Origin of the sequence: Spirosoma radiotolerans, assembly GCF_000974425.1 — a bacterium.
Lineage (GTDB): Bacteria > Bacteroidota > Bacteroidia > Cytophagales > Spirosomataceae > Spirosoma > Spirosoma radiotolerans.
Genome location: NZ_CP010429.1, coordinates 5,146,628 through 5,173,190, shown reverse-complemented (window position 1 = coordinate 5,173,190; position 26,563 = coordinate 5,146,628). Strand labels below are relative to the sequence as shown.

At 47.6% G+C, this 26,563-nt stretch carries 23 protein-coding genes; 12 read left to right on the top strand and 11 right to left on the bottom strand.

Annotation, left to right across the window (positions count from 1 at the left end):
- Window positions 1-33 precede the first annotated feature (33 nt).
- The 3 genes from SD10_RS20945 to SD10_RS20935 all read left to right on the top strand — a co-directional run bounded on the left by SD10_RS20945 (window position 34) and on the right by SD10_RS20935 (window position 2,158).
- A complete protein-coding gene (locus SD10_RS20945) occupies window positions 34-897 on the top strand; it encodes a pirin family protein (RefSeq protein WP_046576485.1) in 864 nt (287 codons plus the stop codon).
- 18 nt (window positions 898-915) lie between these two features.
- Window positions 916-1,527: an NADPH-dependent F420 reductase gene (locus tag SD10_RS20940; protein ID WP_046576483.1), complete on the top strand. Its 612-nt coding sequence runs from the start codon at window positions 916-918 to the stop codon at window positions 1,525-1,527.
- 274 nt (window positions 1,528-1,801) lie between these two features.
- Window positions 1,802-2,158 (top strand): nuclear transport factor 2 family protein, encoded by a 357-nt coding sequence (locus SD10_RS20935; RefSeq protein ID WP_046576481.1) that lies wholly within the window; start codon window positions 1,802-1,804, stop codon window positions 2,156-2,158.
- A gap of 79 nt (window positions 2,159-2,237) precedes the next feature.
- Here SD10_RS20935 and SD10_RS20930 read toward each other — a convergent pair whose 3' ends face one another.
- Complete coding sequence (locus SD10_RS20930; protein ID WP_046576480.1) at window positions 2,238-2,825, bottom strand: Crp/Fnr family transcriptional regulator; 588 nt, start codon at window positions 2,823-2,825, stop codon at window positions 2,238-2,240.
- Between the two features lie 502 nt (window positions 2,826-3,327).
- Between SD10_RS20930 and SD10_RS20925 the strand changes: the two genes are divergently transcribed.
- From SD10_RS20925 to SD10_RS20915, 3 genes are all read left to right on the top strand, one after another.
- Window positions 3,328-4,494, top strand: a complete 1,167-nt coding sequence (locus SD10_RS20925) for a glycosyltransferase (RefSeq protein WP_227699037.1) — start codon at window positions 3,328-3,330, stop codon at window positions 4,492-4,494.
- A complete protein-coding gene (locus SD10_RS20920) occupies window positions 4,487-5,137 on the top strand; it encodes a glycosyltransferase (protein ID WP_046576476.1) in 651 nt (216 codons plus the stop codon). The genes SD10_RS20925 and SD10_RS20920 overlap by 8 nt, the downstream gene beginning before the upstream one ends.
- A 68-nt stretch (window positions 5,138-5,205) precedes the next feature.
- A complete protein-coding gene (locus SD10_RS20915; RefSeq protein WP_046576474.1) occupies window positions 5,206-6,441 on the top strand; it encodes a glycosyltransferase family 4 protein in 1,236 nt (411 codons plus the stop codon).
- 2 nt (window positions 6,442-6,443) lie between these two features.
- Here SD10_RS20915 and SD10_RS20910 read toward each other — a convergent pair whose 3' ends face one another.
- Window positions 6,444-8,282, bottom strand: coding sequence for an ABC transporter ATP-binding protein (locus tag SD10_RS20910; protein ID WP_046579900.1), 1,839 nt, complete (start codon window positions 8,280-8,282; stop codon window positions 6,444-6,446).
- Window positions 8,283-8,359: 77 nt separating this feature from the next.
- The gene (locus SD10_RS20905) at window positions 8,360-9,415 is read right to left on the bottom strand and encodes a glycosyltransferase family 4 protein (protein ID WP_052731243.1); all 1,056 of its coding nucleotides are present in this window, start codon (window positions 9,413-9,415) and stop codon (window positions 8,360-8,362) included.
- Between the two features lie 256 nt (window positions 9,416-9,671).
- On the opposite strand from SD10_RS20905, the gene SD10_RS20900 reads away from it, so the two are divergent.
- Complete coding sequence (locus tag SD10_RS20900; protein WP_046576472.1) at window positions 9,672-10,745, top strand: glycosyltransferase family 4 protein; 1,074 nt, start codon at window positions 9,672-9,674, stop codon at window positions 10,743-10,745.
- 119 nt (window positions 10,746-10,864) lie between these two features.
- Here SD10_RS20900 and SD10_RS20895 read toward each other — a convergent pair whose 3' ends face one another.
- On the bottom strand, window positions 10,865-12,535 hold the full coding sequence (locus SD10_RS20895) for an FAD-binding domain-containing protein (protein WP_046576470.1): 1,671 nt from the start codon (window positions 12,533-12,535) through the stop codon (window positions 10,865-10,867).
- Window positions 12,536-12,807: 272 nt separating this feature from the next.
- On the opposite strand from SD10_RS20895, the gene SD10_RS20890 reads away from it, so the two are divergent.
- Together SD10_RS20890 and SD10_RS20885 are read left to right on the top strand one after the other, a co-directional pair.
- Window positions 12,808-13,347 carry a hypothetical protein gene (locus tag SD10_RS20890; RefSeq protein ID WP_046576468.1) on the top strand — a complete coding sequence of 180 codons (540 nt, stop codon included), beginning with the start codon at window positions 12,808-12,810 and terminating at the stop codon, window positions 13,345-13,347.
- Between the two features lie 640 nt (window positions 13,348-13,987).
- On the top strand, window positions 13,988-15,322 hold the full coding sequence (locus SD10_RS20885) for a vanadium-dependent haloperoxidase (protein ID WP_046576466.1): 1,335 nt from the start codon (window positions 13,988-13,990) through the stop codon (window positions 15,320-15,322).
- 108 nt (window positions 15,323-15,430) lie between these two features.
- Here SD10_RS20885 and SD10_RS20880 read toward each other — a convergent pair whose 3' ends face one another.
- From SD10_RS20880 to SD10_RS20850, 7 genes are all read right to left on the bottom strand, one after another.
- Window positions 15,431-17,677, bottom strand: a complete 2,247-nt coding sequence (locus SD10_RS20880; protein WP_052731241.1) for an FG-GAP-like repeat-containing protein — start codon at window positions 17,675-17,677, stop codon at window positions 15,431-15,433.
- Window positions 17,678-17,888: 211 nt separating this feature from the next.
- The gene (locus SD10_RS20875) at window positions 17,889-18,431 is read right to left on the bottom strand and encodes a hypothetical protein (RefSeq protein ID WP_046576464.1); all 543 of its coding nucleotides are present in this window, start codon (window positions 18,429-18,431) and stop codon (window positions 17,889-17,891) included.
- 126 nt (window positions 18,432-18,557) lie between these two features.
- The gene (locus SD10_RS20870) at window positions 18,558-19,622 is read right to left on the bottom strand and encodes a cobalamin-independent methionine synthase II family protein (RefSeq protein WP_046576462.1); all 1,065 of its coding nucleotides are present in this window, start codon (window positions 19,620-19,622) and stop codon (window positions 18,558-18,560) included.
- 21 nt (window positions 19,623-19,643) lie between these two features.
- Window positions 19,644-20,624, bottom strand: a complete 981-nt coding sequence (locus SD10_RS20865) for a sulfite exporter TauE/SafE family protein (protein WP_046576460.1) — start codon at window positions 20,622-20,624, stop codon at window positions 19,644-19,646.
- 117 nt (window positions 20,625-20,741) lie between these two features.
- Window positions 20,742-20,993, bottom strand: a complete 252-nt coding sequence (locus tag SD10_RS20860; protein WP_046576459.1) for a hypothetical protein — start codon at window positions 20,991-20,993, stop codon at window positions 20,742-20,744.
- 118 nt (window positions 20,994-21,111) lie between these two features.
- On the bottom strand, window positions 21,112-21,381 hold the full coding sequence (locus tag SD10_RS20855; protein ID WP_148562481.1) for a hypothetical protein: 270 nt from the start codon (window positions 21,379-21,381) through the stop codon (window positions 21,112-21,114).
- Window positions 21,382-21,948: 567 nt separating this feature from the next.
- Window positions 21,949-22,497 carry a hypothetical protein gene (locus SD10_RS20850; RefSeq protein ID WP_052731353.1) on the bottom strand — a complete coding sequence of 183 codons (549 nt, stop codon included), beginning with the start codon at window positions 22,495-22,497 and terminating at the stop codon, window positions 21,949-21,951.
- Between the two features lie 1,245 nt (window positions 22,498-23,742).
- Here SD10_RS20850 and SD10_RS20845 point away from each other — a divergent pair.
- From SD10_RS20845 to SD10_RS30530, 3 genes are all read left to right on the top strand, one after another.
- Window positions 23,743-25,743, top strand: coding sequence for a porin family protein (locus SD10_RS20845; protein ID WP_046576455.1), 2,001 nt, complete (start codon window positions 23,743-23,745; stop codon window positions 25,741-25,743).
- Between the two features lie 79 nt (window positions 25,744-25,822).
- The gene (locus tag SD10_RS30535; protein ID WP_082111651.1) at window positions 25,823-26,086 is read left to right on the top strand and encodes an IS1-like element transposase; all 264 of its coding nucleotides are present in this window, start codon (window positions 25,823-25,825) and stop codon (window positions 26,084-26,086) included.
- A 143-nt stretch (window positions 26,087-26,229) separates the two neighbouring features.
- Window positions 26,230-26,556 (top strand): IS1 family transposase, encoded by a 327-nt coding sequence (locus tag SD10_RS30530; protein ID WP_394330453.1) that lies wholly within the window; start codon window positions 26,230-26,232, stop codon window positions 26,554-26,556.
- The last annotated feature ends 7 nt before the right edge of the window (window positions 26,557-26,563 follow it).

Here is a 26,563-nt window from a genome sequence, read left to right as displayed (position 1 = left end):
TAAGTTTGCTCCTGAATAAAACGAGCAAATGAGATGATACAAAGGACTGTTTCCAGTCTATATACACCGCATGACGAACAAGGCTTTCTGGGCGCTGGCCATGTAGCACGCTCAGTTCTGAAAGGCGGCTTCGCTAAAACCGATCCGTTCATTTTCCTGATGGACGATATCCTGGATAAAAAAGATAATGAACCGGCTGGAGGACCACATCCTCATGCCGGTTTCGAAACAGTGTCTCTTCTGATTGATGGGGAAATAAAGGAGAAGCTGGAATCCATAAAAAAGGGCGACTTTCAGATCATGACGGCCGGTAGTGGCACGGTTCATACCGAAACAATAGATGGCCCTACCAAAGGGCGGTTGTTTCAAATGTGGCTTAACCTTCCCCGAAAAGATCGTTCGGTGGCGCCCCGTATTCAGATTTTGCCTGCCGAACATGTGCCGGTAGTAGACAAAGATGGTGTGTACATGCGCCTGTACAGCGGCACACTGGCCGGGATTCACTCCCCGGTACAGAACTACACACCGCTCATTGCCGCCGAGTTTGACCTGAAAGCAGGTGTTGACACCAGCGTTCAGTTTCCGGCCAGTTTCAACGCGTTTCTGTATGTCATCAGCGGTTCGATGCAGATTGCCGGCAAAGACATAAAGGCCGATCAGGTAGCCTGGCTGGATTTATTCGACACCGAAGAAGACAGTCGCCTGACGATGCAGGCAGGCGAAAATGGAGTGCGCTTTGTGCTGTATGCGGCAAAGCCAACCCACGAAGCCATTGTTTCCTATGGACCCTTTATTGCTGATACCCAGGCTGAGATTGCTGACTTGTATAAACGATACAGAAGCGGCCTGATGAAACACATCGCTACCGCCCCTGAAGCACAAAAACTGACCTATTAATTTTAAACAAAAACGAGCATGAGTTATACCATTGGCATTATTGGTTCAGGCCACATTGGGCGTGCACTGGCTACGCATTTAGCTAAAACGACATACCCGGTGTTGATTACTAACAGCCGGGGGGCAGCGTCGCTGACAGACTTGGTCGCTTCCATCGGCGGATCGGTGACGGCCGCCGACTTTTCGCAAACCATTGCCCAGGCCGACGTTCTATTCGTCGCCGTTCCCTGGACACAATTGCCGGAATTGGCCAGCGAACTGCAGGGTTATAGTGGAAAGGTTATTGTGGATGCGACCAACAATGTTCGCTCAGTTAGTCCTTTTCAATTAGCTGATACGGCAGGCAAAACAACGGGAGAATTTGTAGCGGCCTTGTTTCCAGCACATCGGGTAGTAAAAGCGTTCAATACCCTTGGGGCCGCCACGCTTGCCCAACCCTCGCAAACTAACCTGGGAGCGACGGTCATTATTATGAGTGGTGATGATGCCGATGCGAAAAAAGACGTAGCCGACATTACCAAAGCCATGGGTTTTGAACCGATTGATATTGGTACACTGAAGGAGGGCGGTCATCTTCAGGACATGGGCGGAGCTTTGTCCGGAATTGAACTCGTCAAGGTAAACCAGTAAGCAACGGGCTCCGCCGGAAGCAACACAACACCATCAGTAGTTTGTAGACGAGCAGTATTCACCTATGGATAGTCAGCATAAAGACAACGAAAAAAGGGGATCTTCGTACACACCGTATTGTCGTCAACTTACCCATCCGCGCCGGAATTGCCGGACAGCCACTGGGTGAGGTAAGTACCTTTATTGATAGACATCAACGTTTCGCATGAACGGCAGTGCCTACGTTTAGGCAGCAAACTTTACAGTCAATAAGAACTAACTAGCAGGCTTGCTTATGGATGCCCAATTACTAAACAAACTTCAACAGACTCATACCGCAGTCTGGAATGAAAAAGACCGTGCAACCCGTGATGCAATGATGCAAACCATCTATGCAGACGATATAACCATGTATGACAAGGATTCTATCCTTACCGGCAACACCGCCGTTTCTGACTTTATCGATAAGCTGTTTGCGGGTGATGCCAATTTCAATTTTACAGTAACAAAACCCATGGAAAGTACGCAAAATGGGGCCAGGCTATATTGGGACATTCGGACAGGCCCCCAGCCGAATGTCTTGACCGGCATGGATTTTTTTATTGTAGAAAATGAAAAAGTAGCGCATCTGTTTGTTTTTATGGATGCTTAGTAACGGTATGCAGCAAGCTAGCTGTATTTAACCCCGCATGGGGCATACCGCACAACGCGTTGATCCATGGGTAACCAATCTATTTTCTTATCGATTGATGGCGGATGCGGCTAAGTGTTTCTTTGGTTATACCTAAGTAAGACGCTATAATGTGCTGAGGAAAACGTTGAAAAAACTCAGGGTGAAGTTTGAGCAATTCTTCGTAGCGATAATCAGCGGAATAGTTAATCGACGTATTCAGGCGTTTCTGAGCAGCTATGTACTGATTATCATCAAGCTTTATCCGCATTTCGTTGAAGGCCGGAATGGTATTGACCCGTTCGTAATAATCATTTGTCTTTGGTAGTAACAGCAACTCGGTTTCTTCCCAGGCATCAATGTTGTAAATAGACGGTATTTCTTTATGAAAACTTTCGCGGTCAGACGTCCACCAGTTTTCGATGCATAAATTAAGTACATGCTCGTCTCCTTTTTCGTCGACAGTGTATTGACGGGTTGCCCCCTTCACAATAAAGGCGATGTATTTGCAGACTTGGCCTTCTTGTAACAGAAATTGCCTTTTCCTTAATTTTTTGGGAATGAACGCTTCCTGAAGCAAGCTAAGATCTGCCTCAGAGAGCGGGCTGGATGAACGTTCTTGAATATAATGGATAAGCAAAGAGAGCATCAAAATAGGATTGTGCGATAGGACCTATGTGGAATAAATTTTCAAATAGTTAGCTGGGTAAAGATAATAGCTGACAAAGCCGCGTTTATCGAGAAAGAAAGTTTATAAAGCCTTGATTACCCTTATAAATTCCAACCTGAAAAATAAACAAAGATAGAGACTTCCTTCTTTTCAGCCCACTCGCACGACCTGGCCCTACTAAGTGGCTGTTGACGAAACCCTTTCAAGAGAAGTGGGTAACGACCCGTTCGCTACTGGTTATGGATTCATTATCAACAGCTTACTGTCTTCTCTTGCCCTAATTCACGTTGATGGTAGGTTTGTCAGCCACTGTATGAGAATTTGGTCTTTAGCAGGTGAGAAACGGCTGTGATGGCAATGAGCGTTCATCAGCCAGTGGATTTAGCCGACTTTTCAATAACTTTCTAGCTTGCTTGCCACTTAAACGGCGTAGTGTCGAACGAACAGTGATCGGAGTATGACATTTTCGGTATTGATAGGGGTGAAAAATAACCTGGTGTATACGCAGTTTTTTTACCACCAGACCCGACTGCTTTATCCAACCGTTGAAATAGTGTTTGTCAGTTTTAACAGCACGGATGGCACACATCAATGGCTCAACTCGCTGCAGGACGACCAGGTTAAGTACCACTACGAAAATCGGGAGCGAACCCTGTCGGACACCTATAACAAGTGCATCCAACTGGCTACGTCGGACTATGTGATCTTTGCTCATAACGATATGGTGCTGGCTCCGGGGTTCGTTGAGCAACTGGCGGCCCTACAAACCGACCAGCGGGTGCTTTTTTACACGACCGTGGAACCACCTATTTTTGCTGATGACCCTCGTCCCGGCAAAATCGTTCGGGACTTTGGTGCCGACGTCAATGCGTTTCAGCGGGATAACTTTTTTCAGTTTGCACGGGCCGAACAGCAACGAAATGAGCAGGCCGGCCAGACGGCCATACCGGCCAGCAAAGGGATTTTCTTCCTGGCCGCATCCCGAACGTTGCTGCTGGAAATAGGCGGGCTGGACCCGCTGTTCAACCCTATGTTCTGCGAAGATGATGATTTACTGCTGCGACTTAGTTTGAAAGGACTGGAAATGGTTAGCGCCCTGAATGCGCTCTGTTATCATTTCGTCAGCAAAACGTCCCGGTTCTCAGACGAATACGTACACCGTACTCAACAGATCGAGCGACAATCGAACCGGAACTTCATTCGTAAGTGGGGCTTTCGTAACAGTGCGGGCATCCCGATAAAATATGACATTGGCCTGGTCCTGACCAACGCTACGACGGCTGCCTTACGGGAGCTGGAGCCCTGGGCGTCAACTATTTATACGGACCTCAATCCGGAGTCGTACATTCGCGACGAACAGCCCTATACGGCTATCGACCTGACGGGAAAAATCAAACCGCTGAAAGCAGAGCGGACCAACGGCGTCCTGGTTTCGCTGGATGCCCGTAAAGCCGACGCTGCCCAACTGGAACAGGTGGCGTTTCTTCCGGAGGTTATTCATCGCCGAATAACCAAACCCCAGCCTTTGCTGAAACAGCTGTGGTATCGTTTATTTCCGATATTTACCTGGCGTGGGTACCGTATCCGGATTATCGACCCGACTACGCACGAAATGCGGCTGATTCATAAAGACCTGACGTATGCTTAACCGATTGTTTTCCCGTCGTATCCGGCTTTCGTATGGCATTACCGTCTGTAACGAAGCGGTAGAGCTGGAACGGCTGATTCTTTTTTTACTGCTTCACAAAGAACCAGGTGACCAAATCGTTGTATTGCAGGACAGCACCCAGTCCGATGAGTGGGTTTCGGACGTCTTGACCCGTTACCAGGACAAGGTAACGCACCAATCCGCGCGACTCGACGGCGATTTTGCTACGTTTAAGAACAACCTCTTATCAATGGCAACAGGCGATTACCTTTTTCAGATCGACGCCGATGAGCTACCCACCGAAACGCTGCTTCGTTCCTTGAAAGATGTACTGCGTAAACAAACCAAGGCCGATTGTGTAGCCGTGCCCCGTATCAATCTGGTGAAGGGACTGACGCAGGAGTGGATCGACGCCTGGCAATGGCAGGTGGATGGGCGAGGGCGAATCAACTACCCGGATTACCAGCAGCGCATCTTCAAATTGAATCAGGTTATCCGCTGGAGAAATAAAGTCCATGAAGAATTAGAAGGGCATCAGAACGGCTATTTTTTGCCGGCCGATACAGACAATTTCTGTCTTATGCATCGAAAAGACATTGATCGGCAAAAGAGACAAAACGAGTTTTACCAGACACTCGGATAAGTTGCGCGATTCCGGCAAAATGAGCTGGCAGTGCACTAACAGCCCGGTATTGTCCGTTCGTTTTGTAGATGAAGAAAATAGCGTTTATCGTGCAGCGGTATGGCATTGAGGTCAATGGAGGAGCCGAATATCACTGTCGACTGCTAGCTGAGCGGCTAGCAACTACCTATGACGTTGACGTGCTGACGAGTTGTGCCCTGGAATACATTACCTGGGCCAACTGGTACCCGGCCGAAACCGTAACCATCAACGGGGTACGGGTTCACCGGTTTGCCACGAAGCACGAACGGCTGGTCAAACAAGCGTCCCGCGCTGAACACAAACTCAAAAAATGGTCCCAGCCCGAGCAGTGGCAGGGGCTGAACCGGCTCAGGATGTGGGCGCGGGCATTGGTGGGTAAGAACATCAGGCGTTACAGCCGCCTGTGGGCAAGATATCAGGGACCTTACATGCCCGGCTTGATCGCGTACCTGAAGCGGAATCATCAGCAATACGACGCGCTTATCTTCATGACATACCTGTATTACCCCACCATTGCAGGTTTGGAGGTAGCGCCCCACAAGTCAATCTTTATCCCGACGGCGCACGACGAAGTGCCGATCTATCTGCCCTTGTTCCGGCCGCTGTTTCAGAAGCCCCGTGTGATTTTATTTAATACCCCGGCCGAACGGAGTTTTGTGCACCAGCTGTTCAGGAATGAGTCCATTCAGAATGATATCGTTGGCGTAGGCATCGAACCGGCCACCGCGCTGGCGGAACAATCTGTAAGTGAGATACTAGGTACCGATGCCGATTATCTGTTATACATTGGCCGGATCGACACGGCGAAGGGATGCGACACCATGTTCGAATTGTTTACGCGTTACAAAGCCGAGCACCCATCGCCCTTGAAACTGGTGCTGGTCGGGCAGGCGTTCATGCCTATTCCCGAGCACCTTGATCTGTTGCCGGTTGGCTTTGTCGATGAGCCCGTGAAAGCGAGTCTGCTGCAGCACGCCAAAGCGCTGATCATGCCGTCGCCCCACGAAAGCCTGTCGATGGTGACGCTGGAAAGTTTTGCCGTAGGCATCCCCGTTATTGCTACGGCTGAATGCACCGTTCTCCGCGATCACATCGTGGGGAGCCATGCCGGACTGCTGTACCGGACCTACGAGGAGTTCGCAACGGCCGTCGATCAACTGCTAACGCAAGATTCGTACGAGATGGCCAGCAACGGTCGTGCCTACGTCCGTCAGTACTACACCTGGGAAACCGTGCTGGCGAAGTTTGGTGAAGCGGTGTCGTATGTGGCAACGCAACAGTAGCCCTACTGCAACACGACCTGCATGCTGTTTAGCCGTTTGTAGATGCTACCCGTGCGGTTGAGCAGATCATAGTGGTTGCCGCGCTCCACAATCTCTCCGCCTTCCATGATCAGAATCTCGTCGGCTTCTTTGATGGTGCTCAGGCGGTGCGCAATGACCAGCGTTGTCCGGCCCTCCATTAGGTTGTTCAGCGCTTCCTGCACAGATTTTTCGGATTCGACATCCAGGGCCGAGGTGGCTTCATCCAGGATAAGAATGGACGGCTTTTTGAACACCGCCCGGGCGATACTCAACCGCTGGCGTTGCCCGCCACTTAGGCGTATACCCCGATCTCCGATATTGGTGTTGTAGCCGTCTTCGGTATCCATGATAAAGGCATGCGCGTTGGCAACTTTGGCCGCAGCGATAACGTCTTCCAGACGAGCGTCCGGCTGGCCCAGCGCGATGTTATTGAAGATGGTGTCGTTGAAGAGAATGATTTCCTGTGTCACAAAACTCATTTGCTTGCGTAGCGATTCCATCGTGTAGTCGCTCACGTCGACGCCGTCGATGGTGACACTGCCCTGCGTGGGTTCGTAGAAACGGGGAATCAGATCGGCGATGGTCGATTTGCCGACGCCCGAGGGGCCAACCAGCGCTATTTTTCGTCCTTTCTCCATCCGGAAGCTAATGTTTTTCAGGACCGGTTTATCGCCGTATCGGAAGCTGACGTTCTCGAAGACAACCTCCCGCTGAAACCGTTCCAGAGGGATCGCATTCGGTTTATCGTTAATCTCGATCGGTTTGTCCAGCAGTTCTATAATGCGCTCACCTGCCGCCTGTCCCTGCTGAATGTTGGTGATGGCCACCACAATAGCTTTGGCAGGCCGAATTACCTGAGAGAAAATAGCAATGAACGCAATGAAGGAACTGGCCTGTAGGTTGCTATCGCTGTTGAGCACCAGACTACCACCGTACACCAGAATACAGGCCACCACAAAAACACCTGATGCCTCGGAGAAGGCAGGAGCCAGTTCCCGGCGTTTGAACCCTTCCAGACTGGCTTTACGGTAAAAGTCGTTTTCCAGACTGAACCGATGCAGTACAAACGGAGTCGCATTGAAGGAGCGAATGATCCGCATGCCCATCAGCGTTTCGTCCATCAGCGTAAGCATCCGGCCCATCGATGACTGTACGTCCTGGGCTTCTTTCTTGAGCCGCTTGGTGACGGCCGCAATGCCCACGGCCGAAATCGGAATGATGACCAGTGTAAAGAGCATCAGTTTGGCTGAAATCAGGAAAAGCGCCACGAAATAGCCGATCAGCATATAGGGCTCTTTAAAAACAACCTCGATCGAACTGCCCGCTACGCTCTCGATGGCATATACATCGCCGTTGAGCCGGGAAAGCAGATCACCTTTATGCTCTTTAGTAAAGTAACCCAGGTGCAGGTCATTGATTTTAGTAAACAAAGCTTCCCGCAATCGTTTGACCAGCAATGTTCTGGCCCCCAGCAGGCACTGCTGCGCCAGGAACCGAAAAAAATTGGTCATGACCACCGCCACCACGATCATGCCTGCCAGGAAATAAAGCGCATAAACCGGGTTTGTGGTTTTGTACTGGTAAATGAGGTGGTAGAAAATATCCTTAAAGTAATTTCCCGTCAGATGAAACTCGGGCATCGACGCGTACTTGGCCGCATCGGCGGTGTTGATTGGGTCAAACAGAAAATTGAGCAGTGGGATAATCAACGCGAACTGGAAGACGTTGAAAAACACACTGATAATGGTAAAGAAAAAGAATGGAATAATAAATTTTCCATAAGGCTTGGCATACGCCATCAGCCGTTCATAAACCTTCATTCGCTGGTCGTAACGTGAATAAATTCCATCGATCCGCGTTCGAACCAAATGGCCTTGATTGGATGGGTGCTGGTAGGTTACCCGAGCAAAGATCGGTAAACGTTCAGATATTTTCGAGCCGCGTCTTCCCAGTTAAACGTAGCGCTGTGGGCTTTCATTGCTTCCCGGATGTGGCTACCAGCCTTTTGATAGTGCAGCATCCCGGACTGAAAATCATCGTGCATGTTGTCAAAATCCTGAAAATAAAAGGCGAGGTCTTTGCCGATCTCCGTCATGGCCGTGTGTTTCGACAGAAACACGGGTTTGCCAACCGACATGGCTTCGGTGATGGGTAAACCAAAACCTTCGGCCAGCGACGGCATGACCAGGGCCTGACAGTTGTGATAGTACCACGATTTTTCGCCTTCCGTCACTTCATTGACCAGGTGCGTCCGGTCGTCTACGTTCAATGCAGACGCCTGCTTTCGGATAAAATTCGCGTAGGCTTTGTCCTCGTGCCGACCGGCCAGTACCAGTTCCATACTAGGATTGCTTTGTAGCAAAGGCAAAATTCGATGCTGATTTTTTTTGCGGGTAATGGCGCCAATGTTGAACAGGAAAGGAACGGCGGGGTGGTATGACTTCTCTTCCAGCACCGGCTTGGGTAAGCCGTTGGTGCCATTATAAATTACATGCACGGCCCGGTTGCCAACGTCGCAGTGGGTCAGTACATCGCTTTTCGTGAATTCGGAAATGCAGACAATGGCGTCGCTGCGGTTAATGTTCTCCTGTAAATGACTAAGGTAACGGGCTTTCTTCCGGTCGGTCTTATCCTCGTACAGGAAATTAAGGTCGTGGATCGTAAGCAGCACTTTTATCTTCCTGTTCCGGCGGGGTAAATAGTTGGAGCTTTGGAACGTACAATGCCATAACTGATACTGGCTAACGGACGGCATAAAGAATTTCTGCAGGGAGTGCTGCGGCAGGGCCGGGACTGAGGGACCAAACATGGGTGGTACGTGGCTCGGCATGTATACCGACAGCTTTTCCTGACGCATGATCTGCTGAAGGGATCTTCCCAGATTGAGACAGAAGTAGTACAGCCCCGTGTTGATGTACTTCATTCGCTCGCAGTCGAAAATGATTTGGTGCATAAAGAAATCGTTTTACTACGTTGAATAGCTGATCAGAAAGTTTGGAACGAGCGTCATGGCTAAAAATAAATGCACGCCTGTAGGAGTTATAAGCATGACAGTTCATTTATGAATGAAGAGTCTTAACGCTGATAGAAGGGTTGGAAAGCCGCCGGAACAATATTCTCTATACTTGAATACCGGCTTGAACCTAATAATGTTGCATAAACTGCCAAAATCTGAGTGTAAGCACGACGCAAACCTGCAATTCTACCCTATGTCTCATATCCTATTGGATTGCAACCTGATGAAGTATTCACATTCTGGGTTGTACCATTATTGCCAGCACCTTGGCAATCATATCAATCGGTTGCTTGCGGCAGAAAATCAGCCACTGATGCAAATGTATTTGCCCCCTCGGCGAAAACTAAAACTCGATGCCGAACCGCATCACCTGGTTGAAGAACGATGGCACAAGCTGTTTCGGCCGTTTCTGAAAGATTGTCGGGTGTGGCATGCGCCGTTTCAGTCCGGGCGAATTTTACCGGATAAGAAGCGTTATCCAAACATTAAGGTCGTGCTGACTATTCATGATTTGAATGTACTGCACGAAGGAAAACCGAAGGATGTTCAGCAAAAAAGTCTGGCTCAAACCCAGTCCTTAATCGATCAGAGTGATGCTATCGTTTGTATTTCTGAATTCACGAAAAGCGATGTGCTGACCCATTGTGACGTCGGTAATTCACCCATACACGTCATCTACAACGGCCTCAACAAAGTGGATGAACAGGTAGGGAGGGAACCCCTTTCTTACAAACCTGCCGGTGAGTTTTTGCTGGGCATTGGCTACCAGAACCAGAAAAAGAATTTTCATGTCCTGCTGCCTTTACTTGAGTCAAATCCCGACCTGGAACTAATGCTGGTGGGGCATCATGACGATCCGGCTTACGTTAACCAGATGCGGCAGTTAGCCCAAAGCAAGGGCATCGACAAGCGACTGCACCTGCTGGGAACCGTTTCTGAAGCCGACAAAGCTTGGTATCTAAGTCATTGCAAAGCGTTCCTGCATCCCTCGCTGGCAGAAGGCTTTGGGCTACCTGTCATTGAAGCTATGCAGTTTGGTAAACCGGTCTTTTTATCAACGGCCACATCGTTGCCCGAGATTGGAGGTGATGCGGCTTTTTACTTTCCGAGCTTTGAGCCTGAGGTAGTACAGGCCGTGTATGCAGAGGGAATGAAAACGTATGAGCGTACCCCGCGAACCGAAGCCATTATCCAGAATGCCGCGCGCTTCACCTGGGAAGAAAGCGCCAGACAATATGTGTCTGTCTATCAGTCATTAATGAGTTAACGTGCTCGTGTCCGGGATTTCAGTATAAACAGGGAACGTACGCTCACCTAAGGGCGTAGGTTAACGGGTGCTTAAGGTGTCCCTACCCGGTGCCACTCAACCCTTAAAGAACCCGCCCTTTAAGAGAGTAGGGGTCCCGCCGGTTTCGGCCCTGTTGCTGTCCCCTTCCTCTTCCTGGTCGGCTTACGACGAATCTCTTTTTGCCGTTCCGAAGCCGGTAAGCTATGTTTGGTCAGGATACGGGCCTGCTCGGCCTGGCCTATTTCGGTCTGGCGGGGCTGATGGAGTAGGAGACGGGCCTGGCGGGCCATGGCCGTCACATCGATGATGGGAGCGGGGTAGTCAACGCCGACCTCAAAATGCTCCATAGCCTGCTCCAGCGGGGGCATTGTCCAGGGATGATGAATGTAGGCTAGGGGACAGTTGACCAATTCGGGCACCCACTGCCGGATGAATACCCCCTGCGGATCATGGTCCTGCGACTGCTTGACGGGGTTATAAATCCGGATCGTATTAGTGCCTGTCATGCCCGACTGCATCTGAAGCTGAGCGTAGTGGATGCCGGGTTCGAAATCGGTGTAAAGCCGAGCCAGGTGCCAGCCTCCTTCCTGCCAATGCTGAAACAGATGGTGGGTGAGAAAGGAGGTCAGCATGGCCCGCATCCGAAAGTTGATATAGCCCGTGGCCGCCAGACACCGCATACATGCGTCGATGAGCGGATAACCCGTGCGCCCATCTCGCCAGGCAGCGTAGTGGGCGGAGTTGGTGTTTTTGGGGAGGGCATCGAAGGCCCGGTTCACATTCTCGAACTCCATACGATCTTCGCCCTCAAACTTTTGGATGAAATGGCAATGCCAGCGCAGCCGGGAGGCAAAGGCCGCCAACTGCCGACCCAGGCCGGGCTGCATTGGCTTTTTGGCGGCCTGTCGCTGGGCCTGGTAGACCTGCCGAATACTCAGACACCCCCAGGCCAGGTAGGGCGACAGGCGACTGCACCCCCGTCGGCTTTCCAGTGGCTTGGAGATGGAAGCCGCGTAGCGGGCGATTCGCTCGGTTAGAAAGCTGTCGAGGTAGCGATATCCATTGTACTCCCCACCAGGCTGAAACGAGGGATTCGGTCGTTGCCATTCGATTGGCAGCTCTGGCCCCCGCTCAGCCTCATACCAGGCCAAAGGCACCGGAGCTGGCAGCCAGCGGGTCAGCTCGGGCTGCTGCTGAGGGGCTAGCATGGTCTGTTGCCAGTCGGTGGCCCAGGTATCCCGGTTTTTCAGGCGTCGAATCACTCCATTGTTTTGGTATTCGTGCCAATGAATCCCTTGCTGACGGCAAAACTGGGCCACCGCTTTATCCCGCTTATAGGTTACGGCTAGTCCCGTCTCTTCATGAGAGAAGATAGTGCCAATGGTGAATTGAGTTTGCAGGGCAGCCAACACGTCTGTTACCTCCCGGTGAAACACCCAAACGGCAGGTAGACCCGTTTCAGGGGGCGGGCCATCAACCTGATCTTCAAATTCGAACGGCAACCATTCGTGCACCAACGGTTGGTTTGGCAACGGACGATCGTGGATCAATGGAATCGTGGCCAGTTGCTGCTGGATGTCGGTCAGGCATTCGTGAACGAATCGCCAGTGGCGCAGATCATAGTTGGGATTGGCGATGAGCGATGGTTCGAAACAGTACAGCAGGAGTAAAGGCTGTCTCAGGGCAATCGCTGCCTGGAGAGGGGCGTGGTCGCGTAGGCGCAGGTCCCGTTTGAACCAGAGTATATTAATGGTTGATTGGCCGGTCATAAGGGGCAGGGATACCTGTTTCGCCACAATTCGATTTTAGCTCGGCGTAGGAAGGGTATTTCCAGACCTTGGTAACGGTTTGAGTAAGGGGTGTGTTTGGCGGCAGAGTCTGGGTCGGAGTATACTATTGTATACTATGTTGACTTAATGAAGATGCCTAGGTAGCCCCCTCACACGCGACGGTTTATCCTTTGTAATTGAAAAGTTGCTTAATGGCATGAATTTTGTCTATAATTCAGAAGTTTTTGTAGCGCTAAAGCACATTTGCTCTCTTGAAAAAAGCAATTTCCATTGGTCTTGTTGCCTTATTAGGATGGTACACGCTCGCTTATATGCTCGTGGCCATAAGCAGTTGGTGGCTGGCTGAAAACGATCTGTCCGAGCGCCTTTCAGTCTATCGATCAGTGGACAGCCTGGTAGAATTCCAGATTTCCCTAAAAAACAAGCTTGACCTTACCGACATTACCCATACAGCTTCCGATGGCTTTACGTATAAGGGGCATTATTATTCCGTTGTCAGTTTGGCCCTTCAGGGCGATCTGCTCTACATAGCAGGCCTGGAAATGAGCCATCATTCGTTTTGGGAAAATGATTTACTTGCTTTCTTGAATGACCACATTCGTGAGGCCGGCCAATCGCCACAAAAGCCGAACCAATTTCTTAAATTTCTATTGAAAGAGTATTCGCCTGTTACGCAGGCCATATTTTGTTTTCTATCTCCTCACTGGCGCGTAGCGATTCGAATCCATAATGAGCCATTGCTATTGTCTGCCCGCGCCTTACCTGTCTATTCGCCCCCTCCGGAAATCTAAAAAAAACCGGCTACCCGTGTTGAGCGGGATTTTCAGCATTGACAGACGAAATACACGATCGTCGAGTTAACTGTATTATGTAGCTGGAAATCAGCCGTATACACCTATCCATATGCTGTTATCTCAACGCTGTCCCGTTTAGCTTTTCGAGCCAGTGCGACTGTAGTTACTACTTTTCTACTAGTCGTGCGCTGAAATAGTGGCTCTTCTTCAGCTCTCAGCCTATAAATCAGGGCTGAGCGCATGGATTATCCTGAGAGACTGGTAGCATACGTCTCTCTTGCGATTCTAATCGGACTAGGCCTGGTTCAGCACTAATCTATAGTCCAGAAGTTGGTAACCTATAATCAACTGTGGGCCTCTTAAAGCCTGGCTCCTTACAGGCTAACCGTACTTTTTTACCAGTTGAGCCTAATGGCTAATGTTCCTTTTGCAGGGCACGATTGTCGGTTTATGAATGAACACCATTCAGGCACTACGCAGCGCAGGGGTAGCGTACAGCCTATTCAGCTACGTCCACCTGTGTATACCAGCGCACGCATTTGTTATTCATGCTAAATTTTAGAGAGTAATGAACACATTTATACATTCATTAACACAAGCGTCCTATAGTATCCGAAGGGCCGTTTCCTACAGTTTGATGGCTATTTGCTTTATCGTGGCAATGGCCTGCCAGTCTCCAAAGCAAGAGGATAGTGTCATACCAGTCGCTACCGCATCAAAAGTTGATGCCTCGGTAGCCTTGCAGTGGATGGACCTCTTCCTGACTATAGATCGGTATGCGCCCGGATACCGCCCACCCGTGGCTGCCCGGGCTCTGGCATACATTGGGCTGGCCTCCTATGAAACCATAGTGCCGGGATCGTCAACCTATCAATCGGTTGCGTCTAAATTTTCAGGTCTTACTCTTCCTAAACCTGAAACGGGGCAACATTATCGCTGGGAAGTTGCCTTAAATGAGTCTTATTATGTGATGATGAAAGGCTTCTTTCCACACATTTCGGACGTTGACAAAGCTAAAATCGACTCACTGCACACCAAATTGACGATATCGACCAGTAATACTGACGAATTGAGCCGGTCGAAAAAGTTTGGGCAGGATGTAGCCACAGCTGTACTGGCCTATTCAAAAACAGATGTGGCAGGTGATGGCGCTTATCTTCGGAACCAGCCTGCCGATTATACTCCGCCAACGGGTCCCGGAAAATGGCAGCCTACCGCGCCTGATTACAGCCGGGCGCTGTTGCCCTACTGGGGAAAAGTCAGAACGTTTGTTGCCAGTGAAAGCGACAAAGTGGCTAAAGAACCCTTGAACTACAGTACCAACATCAAGTCGACCCTGTTTGCCCAGGGGCTGGAAATATATACGGCCACAACTCCCTTGACGAGTGAAGAAAAATGGATTGGCGAGTTCTGGAGCGATGATATCTATAAGCTGACCTTTGAACCGGCCGGGCGCTGGATCGCCATTGCGGAGGAGGTGGTTCGTCAGGAAAAATCCCCGCTCGATAAAGCGGTCTATACGTTTGCCAAGGTGGGTATGGGTCTCTGCGACGTTGGCGTAGCCTGCTGGAATTCCAAATATATTTACAATGTCGAACGGCCCATTACGTACATCCAGCGGACGATCGATCCAACTTGGCGCACTCGCTTGAATAACCCAATCAGTGTGCTGGTTGGGGTCACACCACCTTTTCCGGCTTATCCCTCCGGACACTCGTGCTTTGGGGCCGTTGCCGCCGAAATACTTACCGACATCTACGGAGCAGCCTATGCCATGACGGATCGGTGTCATGAAGGGCGCACTGAGTTTAACGGTAACCCTCGAAAATTCAATAGCTTTTATGAAATGGCTCAGGAAAACGCCTACTCACGGGTCGTACTGGGGGTTCACTATCGGATGGATTGCGAAGAGGGGCTTCGCATGGGCTATGCCATTGGTCGAAAAGTAAATCAGCTCCCCTGGAAGAAGTAATACGAATAGCGTACGAAGGAATAAAAGCTACCCCTACCGATTTTTACCGGTAGGGGTAGTCAATTTAAGGCCATTTAAAACGGGTTTAGCTTCCCGATTAACGCATTATCACTTCGTGGATAGCCCTGCAAATACGGTAGCTGGTCGACATACAGGGGTCTTATCGGCCGAAAAACGAAGTGGTTTGAGCGCTACGCGTTCCGGTTTTGGCACCCCTTCCGTAATATGCAGAAACTGGTTAGGACGAACGTTACGAAATACCTGAACCGTTTTGGACCCCTGCCAGCGGATTTCTATTTTGTCGATTAGAGCAGCTTGCCCAATGCCAATTTCCCGGCGGAGTGGCGAGGCTCCAAAGCTCCCTCCTGAGTTTACCTCCCGATATATACTCCGTTGTATGCCATTTTCCCGAAACGTCAGCTTAACCTGCGATCCAATCGCCATCCGGTTGGTATGTGTTCCCTCCAGCGTAAGACAAATCCAGTTGTTAGTATTCTGGCCTGGGTTCAGATAAAACGAGTTGGGGTACCGGTCGCCGATGTAAGCCCCTCCCATTTCGACATATACATCCTGATCTCCATCGTTATCCAAGTCGGCAAAGGATACGCCGTGCCCTTTTTGCAGGTGCCCCATCCTGGACGATGCGGTCACATCGGCAAAAGTCTTTCCCTGCTGATTGAGGAACAGTTTATTTGGCACAAGCGACCGATAGTTGGGGTTACCGGTGCCCAGATACATATCCAGAAACCCATCATTATTAATATCACCAAAATTGCCGCCCATCGAAAAAGCTGTTTTGCTGACATTCGCTTCGGCCGAAACATTCGTAAAGCTACCATCCCGATTGTTGCGATACAGGTTCACCATCCCGTTTCGGCCAACCGGCTGATGCAGGGCTTCGGCCGCTTCATAGTACGCCAGCGATTTCTGGAATGTATAATTACACACAAGAATATCCTGCCAGCCGTCGTTGTCGTAATCCCAGAACCAGGTCGTGAAACTACTGAACGATTCGTCATTGAGTCCTGCCATTGCCGTAACATCCTCAAAAGAAGGTTTTTCTGCAGGTATCCCTTTGTTTTTCAGGAGATACCGGTTGCCATCCATGGTGGAAATAAACAGATCTTTCCAGCCATCATTATTAAAATCGCCCGACGTAACCCCTTTTACAAACCCAGCAATAGCACAGTTGGCCTGCTGAGCGATCTCCGTAAACGTACCATCCTGATTGTTTAGATAAAGCTCGCAGGGGTGGCTTTTGCCATTGTTCCGAAATAAATTCGGTGTTTCATTGCCAATAAACACATCGAGCCAGCCATCGTTATTAAAATCAGCCCAGGTTGCCGTTTGCGTAGGATGAAAGGACAACAGGCCACTGATGGTTGTCACATCGGTAAAGGTACCATCGCCGTTATTTCTCAGCAGTGAATTGGGCTGTTCGCCAAACTCGCCCTGCCAGGCCCCTCGGAGAACAAAAATATCCGGATACCCATCGTTGTTATAGTCGGTCTGCATCATGTTCAGCCCACCGCTTAGTTGTTTAAGCCCCGACTGTTCTGAGCGATCACTGAAGGTGCCATCTGCGTTATTTTTATAATAATGCATCGGTTCATCCAGCCCCCAGGCCGACAAGGCTATATCCAGGTAACCATCCCGATCAAAATCCTCAATAATGACCCCGCCGGCCATATTATTAATACCGATCTTGAGGGATTGTGCTATATCCTGAAACGCATAGACCTGCACGCTGGTATCGGCCATAGTCGGAATGGCCCAGGGCTTGGGTACTCCCTTGGGATAGTTTCCCACGGTCATGTACGCCAGGTTGAGTAGCCAGCGCGATTCAAAATCGTCCGGGTCTTGGTTGAGCAAAGTTTCATAGAGCTCGATAGCCTTTTTCGAGCCGGTCTGAAGGGTATGAATCCCTTTTCCGCGAATAGGCAGAATACACGATTCGGCCGAATGGTTGGACCGGCAATTGGTCTTTTCGCCCAGCCTAAGGTAGGCCAACGCCAGGTCACTCAGAGTGATTTGAGCCGCCCGCCGATTAGTCGTATCCAGCTGGTTAATAAGGGTTTCCAGTAATGGAATTGCTTTTTCCTCCTCACCTAATTTGAGGAGAATATTCGCTTTCAGGAAGAGTTCAGTTTCGCTCGAGGTAAAACTTCCGGTGATCGAATCAAGATGAGCGAGTTGTGATTCGGGACTAAAGTCATTGCGGTAGTCCCGGAAACGAACATTCGACTGTCGGAGTAGGTCAACCATTTGTTCGTGCGATTTGGGCCGTGCTTGAAACCCGGCCACGACAGCCAGCAGAACGACTACTCCGAGAAGGAAATAGATTATTTTTTTCACAATGTATAAGCGCTTGCTTTAGCGTCCATTAAGCGTAATGAACGCGTGTTGTCTGATCCAATAAGAATTTGTTGAAGTTTTCCTGATTAATTTCACTCGGTTTACGAATTAATCAGGCATAAAAATCCCTGCCGCCTGGTCTATACGCAGGCGGAAGACTCCCAGCAGCAGATACGGGAAGTTGCTGGGCAGGTTTACATGACCAGTAGGATCAGATTTCTGGAGGGGGCGAATGAACGGGCAGGAATACAGTTGACAGGTGGACGGTAAAGGGGGGAATTGAGTAAAGTTGCCACCAGGAAGAGGGACAGAAATTGACGACCAATCGGACCCCCTGATAATAGTCCTTGAGTAATATCTTCAGTAAATGATGCGCTTTTAGCGGGGTACTGGTTGACTCGTTACCGCATTGGTGGCGAATGAAGTCCAGCAAGTCCTGTTGCCAGAATGAATCTTTTTTGTCGGCATACCCTAAAATTAGTAGGGTATCATTTTTTATTTCCTGCCGAACAATCTCATAATACGTATCCCGGTAAACAAACCCCTCCGTCGGCTGAGTGAGTTTAGTAGTCGTGGTAGCTTGTTGATGGAGAGGTATATAAAACTCCACCAGACTATCCACCGATCGATACACACGTAGGCGACTGGCCAGATCGCCTTCTTGCTGCCAACCGATCATCCTGCCAACCAACAGGAGGGCCAGGATATGGCACAGCAGTAAACCGAGTAAACCGATGGCAGCAAACGTTCTCAACCGATAAATCCGTCGTTTTATGAATAAAATAAGTATCGCCCTGGCAACGCTGTTCTTGCAGACTCTTACCCTGTCAGTAACAAGTATTTATCCGCAAGGACAGCCAGTGCCTGGGATGACGATCAATCAGACTAGTTTTTTCTCGGCCAGCGCTGTGCCTTCGATGCGGGCTTTGATTTTAGCAAACGCTATATCCCGTGCGGTAGACACGTCATCGGCGAAGGGCGAAAATCCACAATCATCCGTCGATCCTAACTGGTTGACAGGGATAATCTGAGCCGCTTCCAGAAGTAAATCACAGATTTGCTCGGCCGTTTCTACCCGAGGGTCCAGAACGTTGGTCACACCGAGAAATATCCGTTGATTCGGCTTAAGATTGGCTTTGATGGCGGCTAAGACATCCGGCTTGTTTGGTTCAGCCGCATATTCCAGGTAAAAATTACCGGCGTTCAGATCAAATAACGCAGGTAGTAGATCACCATAGCTGATATCGGCACTGTGCGTAGAATCATGATCGCCACCGGGACAGGAATGAACCCCGATTCGGGCCTGATCGGCCGGGCTAAATCGCGCCAGTACCTGGTTGTTCAAGTCAATAAACGAACGCAACAGTTGTTTGCTGGGATCTAATTTGAGCGCTAGCCGTCCTTCGGTAAAGTCGATCTGAACATTGTAAGCTCCGGCGCTTAAGCAATTTCGGATTTCTCTCTCGGCCTCGTTGACCAGGTCGGCCAAAAAAGCGTCCTGACTATATCCGTCGATTCCGTTTGGCGGATACAACAAGCTCAAGGCCGAAACGGCAATTACGGCTTGTTTGATTGGCCGATTCGTAAAGGTTTTCGCTCGTTTCAGATACGCATCGGCCGAAGTTGTATAGTGGAATGGCCCTTTCGAAATCACGGGTAACTGACGGGTATGTCCATCCGCAAAGGGAATGACAACACCATTGGGCAATAAGCCATCCAGGCCCGCGATGGGATACGTCGCAAAACTCGACTTTGCCTGCTCACCATCTGTAATCACGGGTGAACCGGTCTGTTCAAAAGCAGAGATAGTTTCCTGAAGTGCTTTATCCGTTAGTTGAGCCAATTCCTGCTGGGTAATCTGGGCATGGGCAAAAGCCACCATGGCTTCCTGCAAGTAGGCTGGGCGAGGGACACTGCCCACGGGTTCAGTTGGTATACTAAGCATAATGATGGAGAGTTCGAATAATTAGACAACCGATTGACGCTGTAAACGAGCGATGTAAGCAAATAGACCTAAGCCAATCCCCAGCGTCAGTAAACACAAACCCCATTGCCAGGCCGAAGGCCGGATCACGATCAGGGCACCAATGAATTGGACGAATAAGATTATGTACAGCAATCGGGCGATAATCGAGCGGGCCAATCGGGTTATAACAAAGGCGCCCAGGGGTGCAAAAAATACGACGACCGGAATGCAGGTCAACCACAACTCGAACGACTCCTGACTAAAGTCGTGGAGTATCTGGGCATGCAGAAAAAAGCCGAGTATCGTCTCAATGGTCATAATGAGTACCGACGAAGGCGTGGCTACTTTTTCGTTCAGCCGGTAATAAATTGTAACCAGGCAGAACGTGAAAATATTGATCCCGGTCCCGAAGATGGACGAAATGATTCCGCCCACCAGACCAAACAGGATCAAACGAATCTGATCTGCCGATTGAAAGTTAGGAATAGATTCAAACACGATGCGGGAAGGGTTACGATTCTCGCGCCAGAGTGTGACGCCAAAGCTGAGCCAGAGAGAAACAAAAAATAGCTTAGCCGCAGCGGGAGATATTAGTGGCACCACGTAATAGGTTCCAAAAATCAGCCCTACGATACCGCCAATGGTTACGAATCGGATATAATTCCAATCCACCCGGACACGCAGTCCCAAAATCAGCAGAGACGCCGAGGTCATGCCAATGCTTTGAATGGCGAATGAGAAATTGCGGGCTACAGATGGTGGAATTTTCAGGAGCAAGGTGAATACGGGGTAGGAAATAGCCGCGCTCCCCTCCGGACTTGACCCGGCAATGAACGAGCCAAAGACCATGGTCAGAGCAGCCGCCCACCGGCGAGCCAGAAAACTCACATCATTCTGTGTATGCATGTACCATCCCCAGCCAGTCAGTACGCTGAGCATAAAGACCAGGTACAACACAGGAATACGGCGAGCAGGACGCATAGTCTTCAGTATTAAACGTAAGAAAAATGGATGTTAGAAAGAAGAAATCAACCACTGTGATGAACAGTGGGCAGTCGATTCGCTGCCTACTCACTGTTCGTCACAGTGATCAGACGACTACCTGACTAACCGACTCAGTATCGTTTCCTGATTAGCCACAATGGTGTCCAGCAGATCCTGATTTTTGAGAATGGATTGCTGATTTCCCAGAATACTCTCCTGATTAGCAATAATCGTTTGTTGGTTACTCAGAATAGAATCCAGGCTGGCCTGGTTTGTCAGGATCGACTCCTGATTTTTAAGGATAGTTTCCTGATTGGTCAGAATCGACTCTTGGTTTTTTAACACTTGCTCGTTGGATGACTCCATAGTTTGATTTGGTTTAGATAATGGAACTAATTGGTGAAACGATATTGACTTAAATAAGCTATAATGAATGATGTAGGGCTACTAAAGGCAGCTGTAGCTACGCAGCAAACTGTACAGATTAACCGGGTAGCGATTGCTCAAGCGTACCGGACATGGCTTGCCCAGCATGCGTAGTTTGTTGTAACCATTTCTGAAAACGCTGCGTCAGAAAAGGCAGGGCCAAACACACCATATACGGTACTAGCAGACAGGTCAGACAGAACGTTCGGACGAATACAGGCCAGTGAGCAGTAAAGGGCAACTGGGCCAGACCATAACTTACGGCAGTGCTGTATGGAAACATTGCCGACCATACGAGCAGCGCCATTTTCCACTTATTTGTTTTCATGAGATCGACAGATTAAAAAATGCTGGTAATCAACGCTTCTTCAGAAGAACTGTAGGTATTTTTCGGCAAGACTACTATGTTTGTTGAGGGGGATGTCCTCACCAGCAAAACTGGTGAGGATCATGAACTACCAACCTATGAGTATTATGGAGCCGGGCCAGTACGCGATGTATTGGGCCGGTTTTATAGTTTATGAGATACGACTCTCCGGACTAAGCCCGGTTCATCCAGGCATTGACCATTGATAAAGCACACAGAAGCTACGATCATCGATCGTTCAGAACAACCCAGTGGAATAGATAACCAGCGAAGTACATCACTCCGTGATAACCACTGTTTTTTTGGGCGCAGGCAAGTAATTGCTTACGACCTTAAACAGACGGACTACCGCCGATGTATAGTAAACCAAATGAACAGCGGACACATATGGGTACAGACCCCGTGCTGGTGCATCGGCTTAAAAACCACTGGGAAGTATGTAGAAAGGAGAATAGCATACGCCTGTAGACAGTCCACCTGGCATGGGTTTAAAACCCTGCGATTTTGTCGAATACAGGTTATAAGCTATTAGATGGCCCACTCGGGCGGAGGAGAATGAATGGAAGCGGAGTGGGAGACGAAAGCGACCGGCTTCTCAGGAATCCGGATGGATTGTTGCCAGGTAGACGGACGAAAATGAAGCACAATCGACGACCCCAGCGAATACTCTTTAAGCAATAATTTTAGTAGTTGACCTGCCTTCTGATGGGTATCCGATGAGGTTGCCAGATGGTCGTTCAGAAAGGCAAGTAGATCATCCTGCCATACAGAATGACTACGGGCCTCCAAGCCGGCAATGTGCAGGGTATCGCCCGCTAGTTCCAGACTCACAACGGTATAGTAATGGCCCCGGTAACTAAACCCATCTTCCGTTGTGCGCGCAATTGTCTTACCCTCGGCTTGATCGGTAAGCAGTACCTGAAACTCAACGATGCTATCGACAGACCGATATACGAGCAATCGTTCTGACAGGTCACTCTCCGCTCGCCACCAACTCACCATACCCACAATGGCACTGGCCAGAATGTGGCATAGGAGGAGGGCTAGTAAGCCTATTGAAACCTGTTTTTGCAACATGATCGTACTGGATTCTACACAAAAGTAGTATTCATAGCGAATAATCAATACCACAATAGGATTAAATCTTGTTTTTTTTGAATGGACTGTTCATGCAGCTTTGAGCGGAAATGCTTCGTAAACTTAGAGAGGACGCCCTAAATACTAATAACCTACTGGCAAAGGTTTGCCAGTAAGTTGTTGAATTAATAAAGAAGAGAATGGATCACTTAATTCGACAAGGTATTGCTCAGTTTTGTTTACTGTTCAGTGTAAGTTTTATGTTAAAAGCACAAGCTAGCTCACCTGTTTTAACCAGTCAACAGATTGCTACCATCTGGGCCTATGTGACCGTAGGGATCATAACCAAGGCTCCTCAAAATACACCGACCTACGGGTCGAGAGCCATTGAGTGTATGGAATAGGCCATGTACAAAACCGTGGTTTACGCTTTAATCAAACATAAGTCGGTCGTTCGAAGGCTTGCCAATACCCTAAGTAGGGAAGGGGGAAGTGGCCTAAAACAAGTCTTTTCAGGTTTAATAAACCCGTTCAGTTTAATTGTTCAGCATTTTTGCCTGTTCCATGCTTTTTCTGAACGATTTGTAAAAGCCTATATTAAGTGTAACAGCTTTAGTACAAACAAGTAACATATTCAGGATTAATCCCGCTACTTTTTCTTCAAAGGTCAACCTACTAGGTTTCTAGAGGTGTTAATAGTTTTAGAAACCCAGTAGGTTAGTGTCTGCTTGAATACAGTAGAATGAAGTCACTGGTGATACGAGCAGACTCGCTGTTTATAACCTAATCGCTGGCTTAATAAATAGGGAGCAGAATTATGTATCACAAAAAAAGCCACTTACAGTTTTTATACTATAAGAGGCTAATATTCAAGCTCCCGAAGCTGAGGTATATCCTATTCAGTAACTTACTGATAATGAGTATTATAGCTATACGTTATACAAGAAAGGGTAAATGAATCATAGTATTAATTGTATAAAATATTATAATCCTATACATAAAATTCTGATTGTCAACAGTTTAGGTGTATAAATTATAATATTTTGTATTAGTATTTGGATGTAATTAATAAGACTATTAGGTAGATATTGTAATAAATACTCAATAATATACGGGAAAATTACCCTTTATGTTAAATCATCTGAAACATAAATTTGAGCATTGGTTAAGTGGATGGTTGAAGTCTGTGACTCTAATACTCTTGCTAGGAAAGTATATTCTATTTATTAATGAAAAAGGTATAGTATGAAAGCTTATTTATTCTCGTTGTTCTTATTTCTGATATATATTAACAGCTACAGCCAAGACTCGCAGAGGAGAGTTTTGGGTGCGTTTGTTTATAATCATAATGTATATAATTACGAATTTGTTAAAGAGAATATAGATATCTATTCACTTGAGATTAGTACTAAAGCCTTTAGTTCACCTAATGTAACAACTGCTGGAAGCACATCAGGGGTGAGCACATCAGGGGTGAGCACATCATCTACTGTTAAATCAATTACCAGCAAATCAAATGAAAATAGTGACGATAATAATGTTTTCAACGAATTCACCAAAGAAACTTTTGTTGAAGTTTTTTTGAAACAGATGCGAGAAAAATTCAATTATGATACCTTAAAATTCTTGTCCTTGAAAGATCAAGGGATAAGTCTATTCTTTAAGATAAAAACAAGGCTTGAGTTTGCCGACGATGAACCATTGACAGCACACTTAATTTTAAGGAGAGATACAACTACAAGTTTATTGATAGCAAATGATCTGGTAAATCATTATACAGGTGCACTTTCCATACTGAAGCTTAGCCATAAGGTAGATAGGGTTACAATTGAGATTGAAGATGGAGCTATGAAAAACATTGTTGCAAGATTAATAAAAATGAAATATGCTGATAACGAGAAAAGTCCACGTGAGTACCTAGAATTTAAAAATCTATTTCCTGTTAGTATTTCAGGGAAATTTGATCCAGAATATTTTTCAACTATTAATTTATTATGCCAAAATTGTGGAAGCGTGAAAGGCGTGACAAGAAGTATGTCTTTGTCGCAACTATTAACATTTAGTATCACACTGGAAAATGATAAAGAAGACTATAGTCCTGCAAATAGTGTATTTAGCCTATCTCCTAAAAACTCAATCCAAGAACTTAGAAAGGAAAAACGGTCTAAAATATTAGAGGTCGCGGCTTTCACAGACTTTTTAGGGTTAGATGGTAGCCAGCCCAATGGATTGATCCAAATTGAAGCTAGAAGAAGAATAAATATCAATACACATTTTCACCTGAACAAAAAAACACAAAGACGTATAGACTCCTTAGGATTATTAGCAGATGCGCAATTTTATACAGCAGACCTTATATCAGGAAGTACAGTTATTGCTAAGGAAAAAAATGGTGTGAGACAGGCAATTCCGATTTCTACCACAGGTGTTAGGGAAGGTGAAGGATTATCGAGTAGGCCTTCTAATAATACGGCTATTAGAACAGAAAAGAAAGATTATTATGAATATCAAGTAAAGCTGCGTGTTAACAATGGTTTGAATCAAAGTAATTATGATTTAGGTTCTGATTCAACGATTGAAGATACAACAATAAATCTTAGAGTTAACAGACATGATAATTCATACAGATATACTAATTGGCTCGGAAGTATAGAGCCAAAGCTGCTTTTTTCTAAATTAGAAGAAACTAATAAATATCTCCTAGCCCAAAGAATTAGTAATCAAGCACTTGTAAGTCCAAAGGATATTTATAGATATCAGCTTTCTTCTTTTGGATTTAATCTGAATGTGTTAAAATACACATACCCACAAATTAAATTTAGCTGGACGATTCCTTACATAGGAGTTTATTGGTTTAGAAATAGCATTATCAGTTATGATAAAGATAATGCAAATCAAATATCTAATAGAGATACAACTAAATTTGTTAATAGTGTATACTGGCAATTAGGTACTAGTTTTCAATTTAAACCAGATAGTAGGTGGGGCTTAACCGCTGGTTTCAATTATATGTGGATAAACATATGGGACTCTAAAATTGACCTTACAAATAAAAACGGTTTGCTGCAGTATAATCTTGACGCTTTCTTGAAAACTAATGAAGATTCGAATTCTAGATTGTTCTTTCGATTTAGACTGACACACGATATTAAAAGTGTAAATTCTAACTTTACTCAAATGCAACTTGGTTATTTATTAGATATATTTAAGGGCGCAAAACCAGTTAATAAAAATAATGTACTTTGAGCTATAAAAATCTGCTTTTATGAAATTTATAGAACGAAATGGTAGTGGCCTAACTGCGTTGAATGTGGTATCTTTGTGAATGGTATTAGAAGCAGTCACCTGTAAGCATTGTGGGCAAACCCAACACGTCAAACGCTATGGCACTACTCGTGCAGGCACCCAACGCTACCGATGCTTTGACTGCGGCCGAACCTTTGTTCAAACATACACTCACAAGGCCCGTGACCCCTTAGTCAAAGAGCAGATTACGCAGATGGTCCTCAACGGAGCAGGCATACGGGATACTGCTCGTGTCTTAGGCGTTAACCGGAACACCGTCAGCACTCAGTTTAAAAAAAAGTAGTGAAGTGGTCCAGGTTAACCCCTTGTACGTCAATAGAGGCTTGAAAATGAGTCTCAAAGTCGACTAGATGTGCCGGGCCGCCGGAGCGGTCGTACGTAAGTAAGAAAAAACAGCCACGTTGGCTGTGGTGGGTCGAGGATGCAGTGACAGGGGAGATTATTGCCTTCGTTTTCGGACGACGTACTCACCAAACGTTTCGCCATCTACTTAGCTTTTTAGAGCAGGCCAAAATCGAGGTAATTAGATGGATAACAGACTCCTGGTGGGCCTACTTTGACTGCTTAGATCAACGCTTACGCTTGGTTCGTAAAGCGGCATTACAAGGGCTTGAACGGAAGCACCTTACTCTTCGAACACGCTTAAAGCGACTGATCCGTCGAACCATTTGCTTCTCAAAGTCAGTGGCGGTCCACGATACGACAATCGGCCTATTCATTAATCAGTTCTTCTTCGCCGATAAACGCAATTAAGCCACTA

Bases quoted from the DNA above. Each gene is read 5' to 3' on its own strand.
- SD10_RS20850 (WP_052731353.1), bottom strand. From the start codon at position 22,497: ATGTTGCAAAAACAGGTTTCAATAGGCTTACTAGCCCTCCTCCTATGC.
- SD10_RS20910 (WP_046579900.1), bottom strand. From the start codon at position 8,282: ATGAAGGTTTATGAACGGCTGATGGCGTATGCCAAGCCTTATGGAAAA.
- SD10_RS20935 (WP_046576481.1), top strand. From the start codon at position 1,802: ATGGATGCCCAATTACTAAACAAACTTCAACAGACTCATACCGCAGTC.
- SD10_RS20855 (WP_148562481.1), bottom strand. From the start codon at position 21,381: ATGAAAACAAATAAGTGGAAAATGGCGCTGCTCGTATGGTCGGCAATG.
- SD10_RS20945 (WP_046576485.1), top strand. From the start codon at position 34: ATGATACAAAGGACTGTTTCCAGTCTATATACACCGCATGACGAACAA.
- SD10_RS20905 (WP_052731243.1), bottom strand. From the start codon at position 9,415: ATGCACCAAATCATTTTCGACTGCGAGCGAATGAAGTACATCAACACG.
- SD10_RS20865 (WP_046576460.1), bottom strand. From the start codon at position 20,624: ATGCGTCCTGCTCGCCGTATTCCTGTGTTGTACCTGGTCTTTATGCTC.
- SD10_RS20885 (WP_046576466.1), top strand. From the start codon at position 13,988: ATGGCTATTTGCTTTATCGTGGCAATGGCCTGCCAGTCTCCAAAGCAA.
- SD10_RS20895 (WP_046576470.1), bottom strand. From the start codon at position 12,535: ATGACCGGCCAATCAACCATTAATATACTCTGGTTCAAACGGGACCTG.
- SD10_RS20940 (WP_046576483.1), top strand. From the start codon at position 916: ATGAGTTATACCATTGGCATTATTGGTTCAGGCCACATTGGGCGTGCA.
- SD10_RS20900 (WP_046576472.1), top strand. From the start codon at position 9,672: ATGTCTCATATCCTATTGGATTGCAACCTGATGAAGTATTCACATTCT.
- SD10_RS20845 (WP_046576455.1), top strand. From the start codon at position 23,743: ATGAAAGCTTATTTATTCTCGTTGTTCTTATTTCTGATATATATTAAC.
- SD10_RS20915 (WP_046576474.1), top strand. From the start codon at position 5,206: ATGAAGAAAATAGCGTTTATCGTGCAGCGGTATGGCATTGAGGTCAAT.
- SD10_RS20920 (WP_046576476.1), top strand. From the start codon at position 4,487: ATGCTTAACCGATTGTTTTCCCGTCGTATCCGGCTTTCGTATGGCATT.
- SD10_RS20930 (WP_046576480.1), bottom strand. From the start codon at position 2,825: ATGCTCTCTTTGCTTATCCATTATATTCAAGAACGTTCATCCAGCCCG.
- SD10_RS20860 (WP_046576459.1), bottom strand. From the start codon at position 20,993: ATGGAGTCATCCAACGAGCAAGTGTTAAAAAACCAAGAGTCGATTCTG.
- SD10_RS30535 (WP_082111651.1), top strand. From the start codon at position 25,823: ATGGTATTAGAAGCAGTCACCTGTAAGCATTGTGGGCAAACCCAACAC.
- SD10_RS20870 (WP_046576462.1), bottom strand. From the start codon at position 19,622: ATGCTTAGTATACCAACTGAACCCGTGGGCAGTGTCCCTCGCCCAGCC.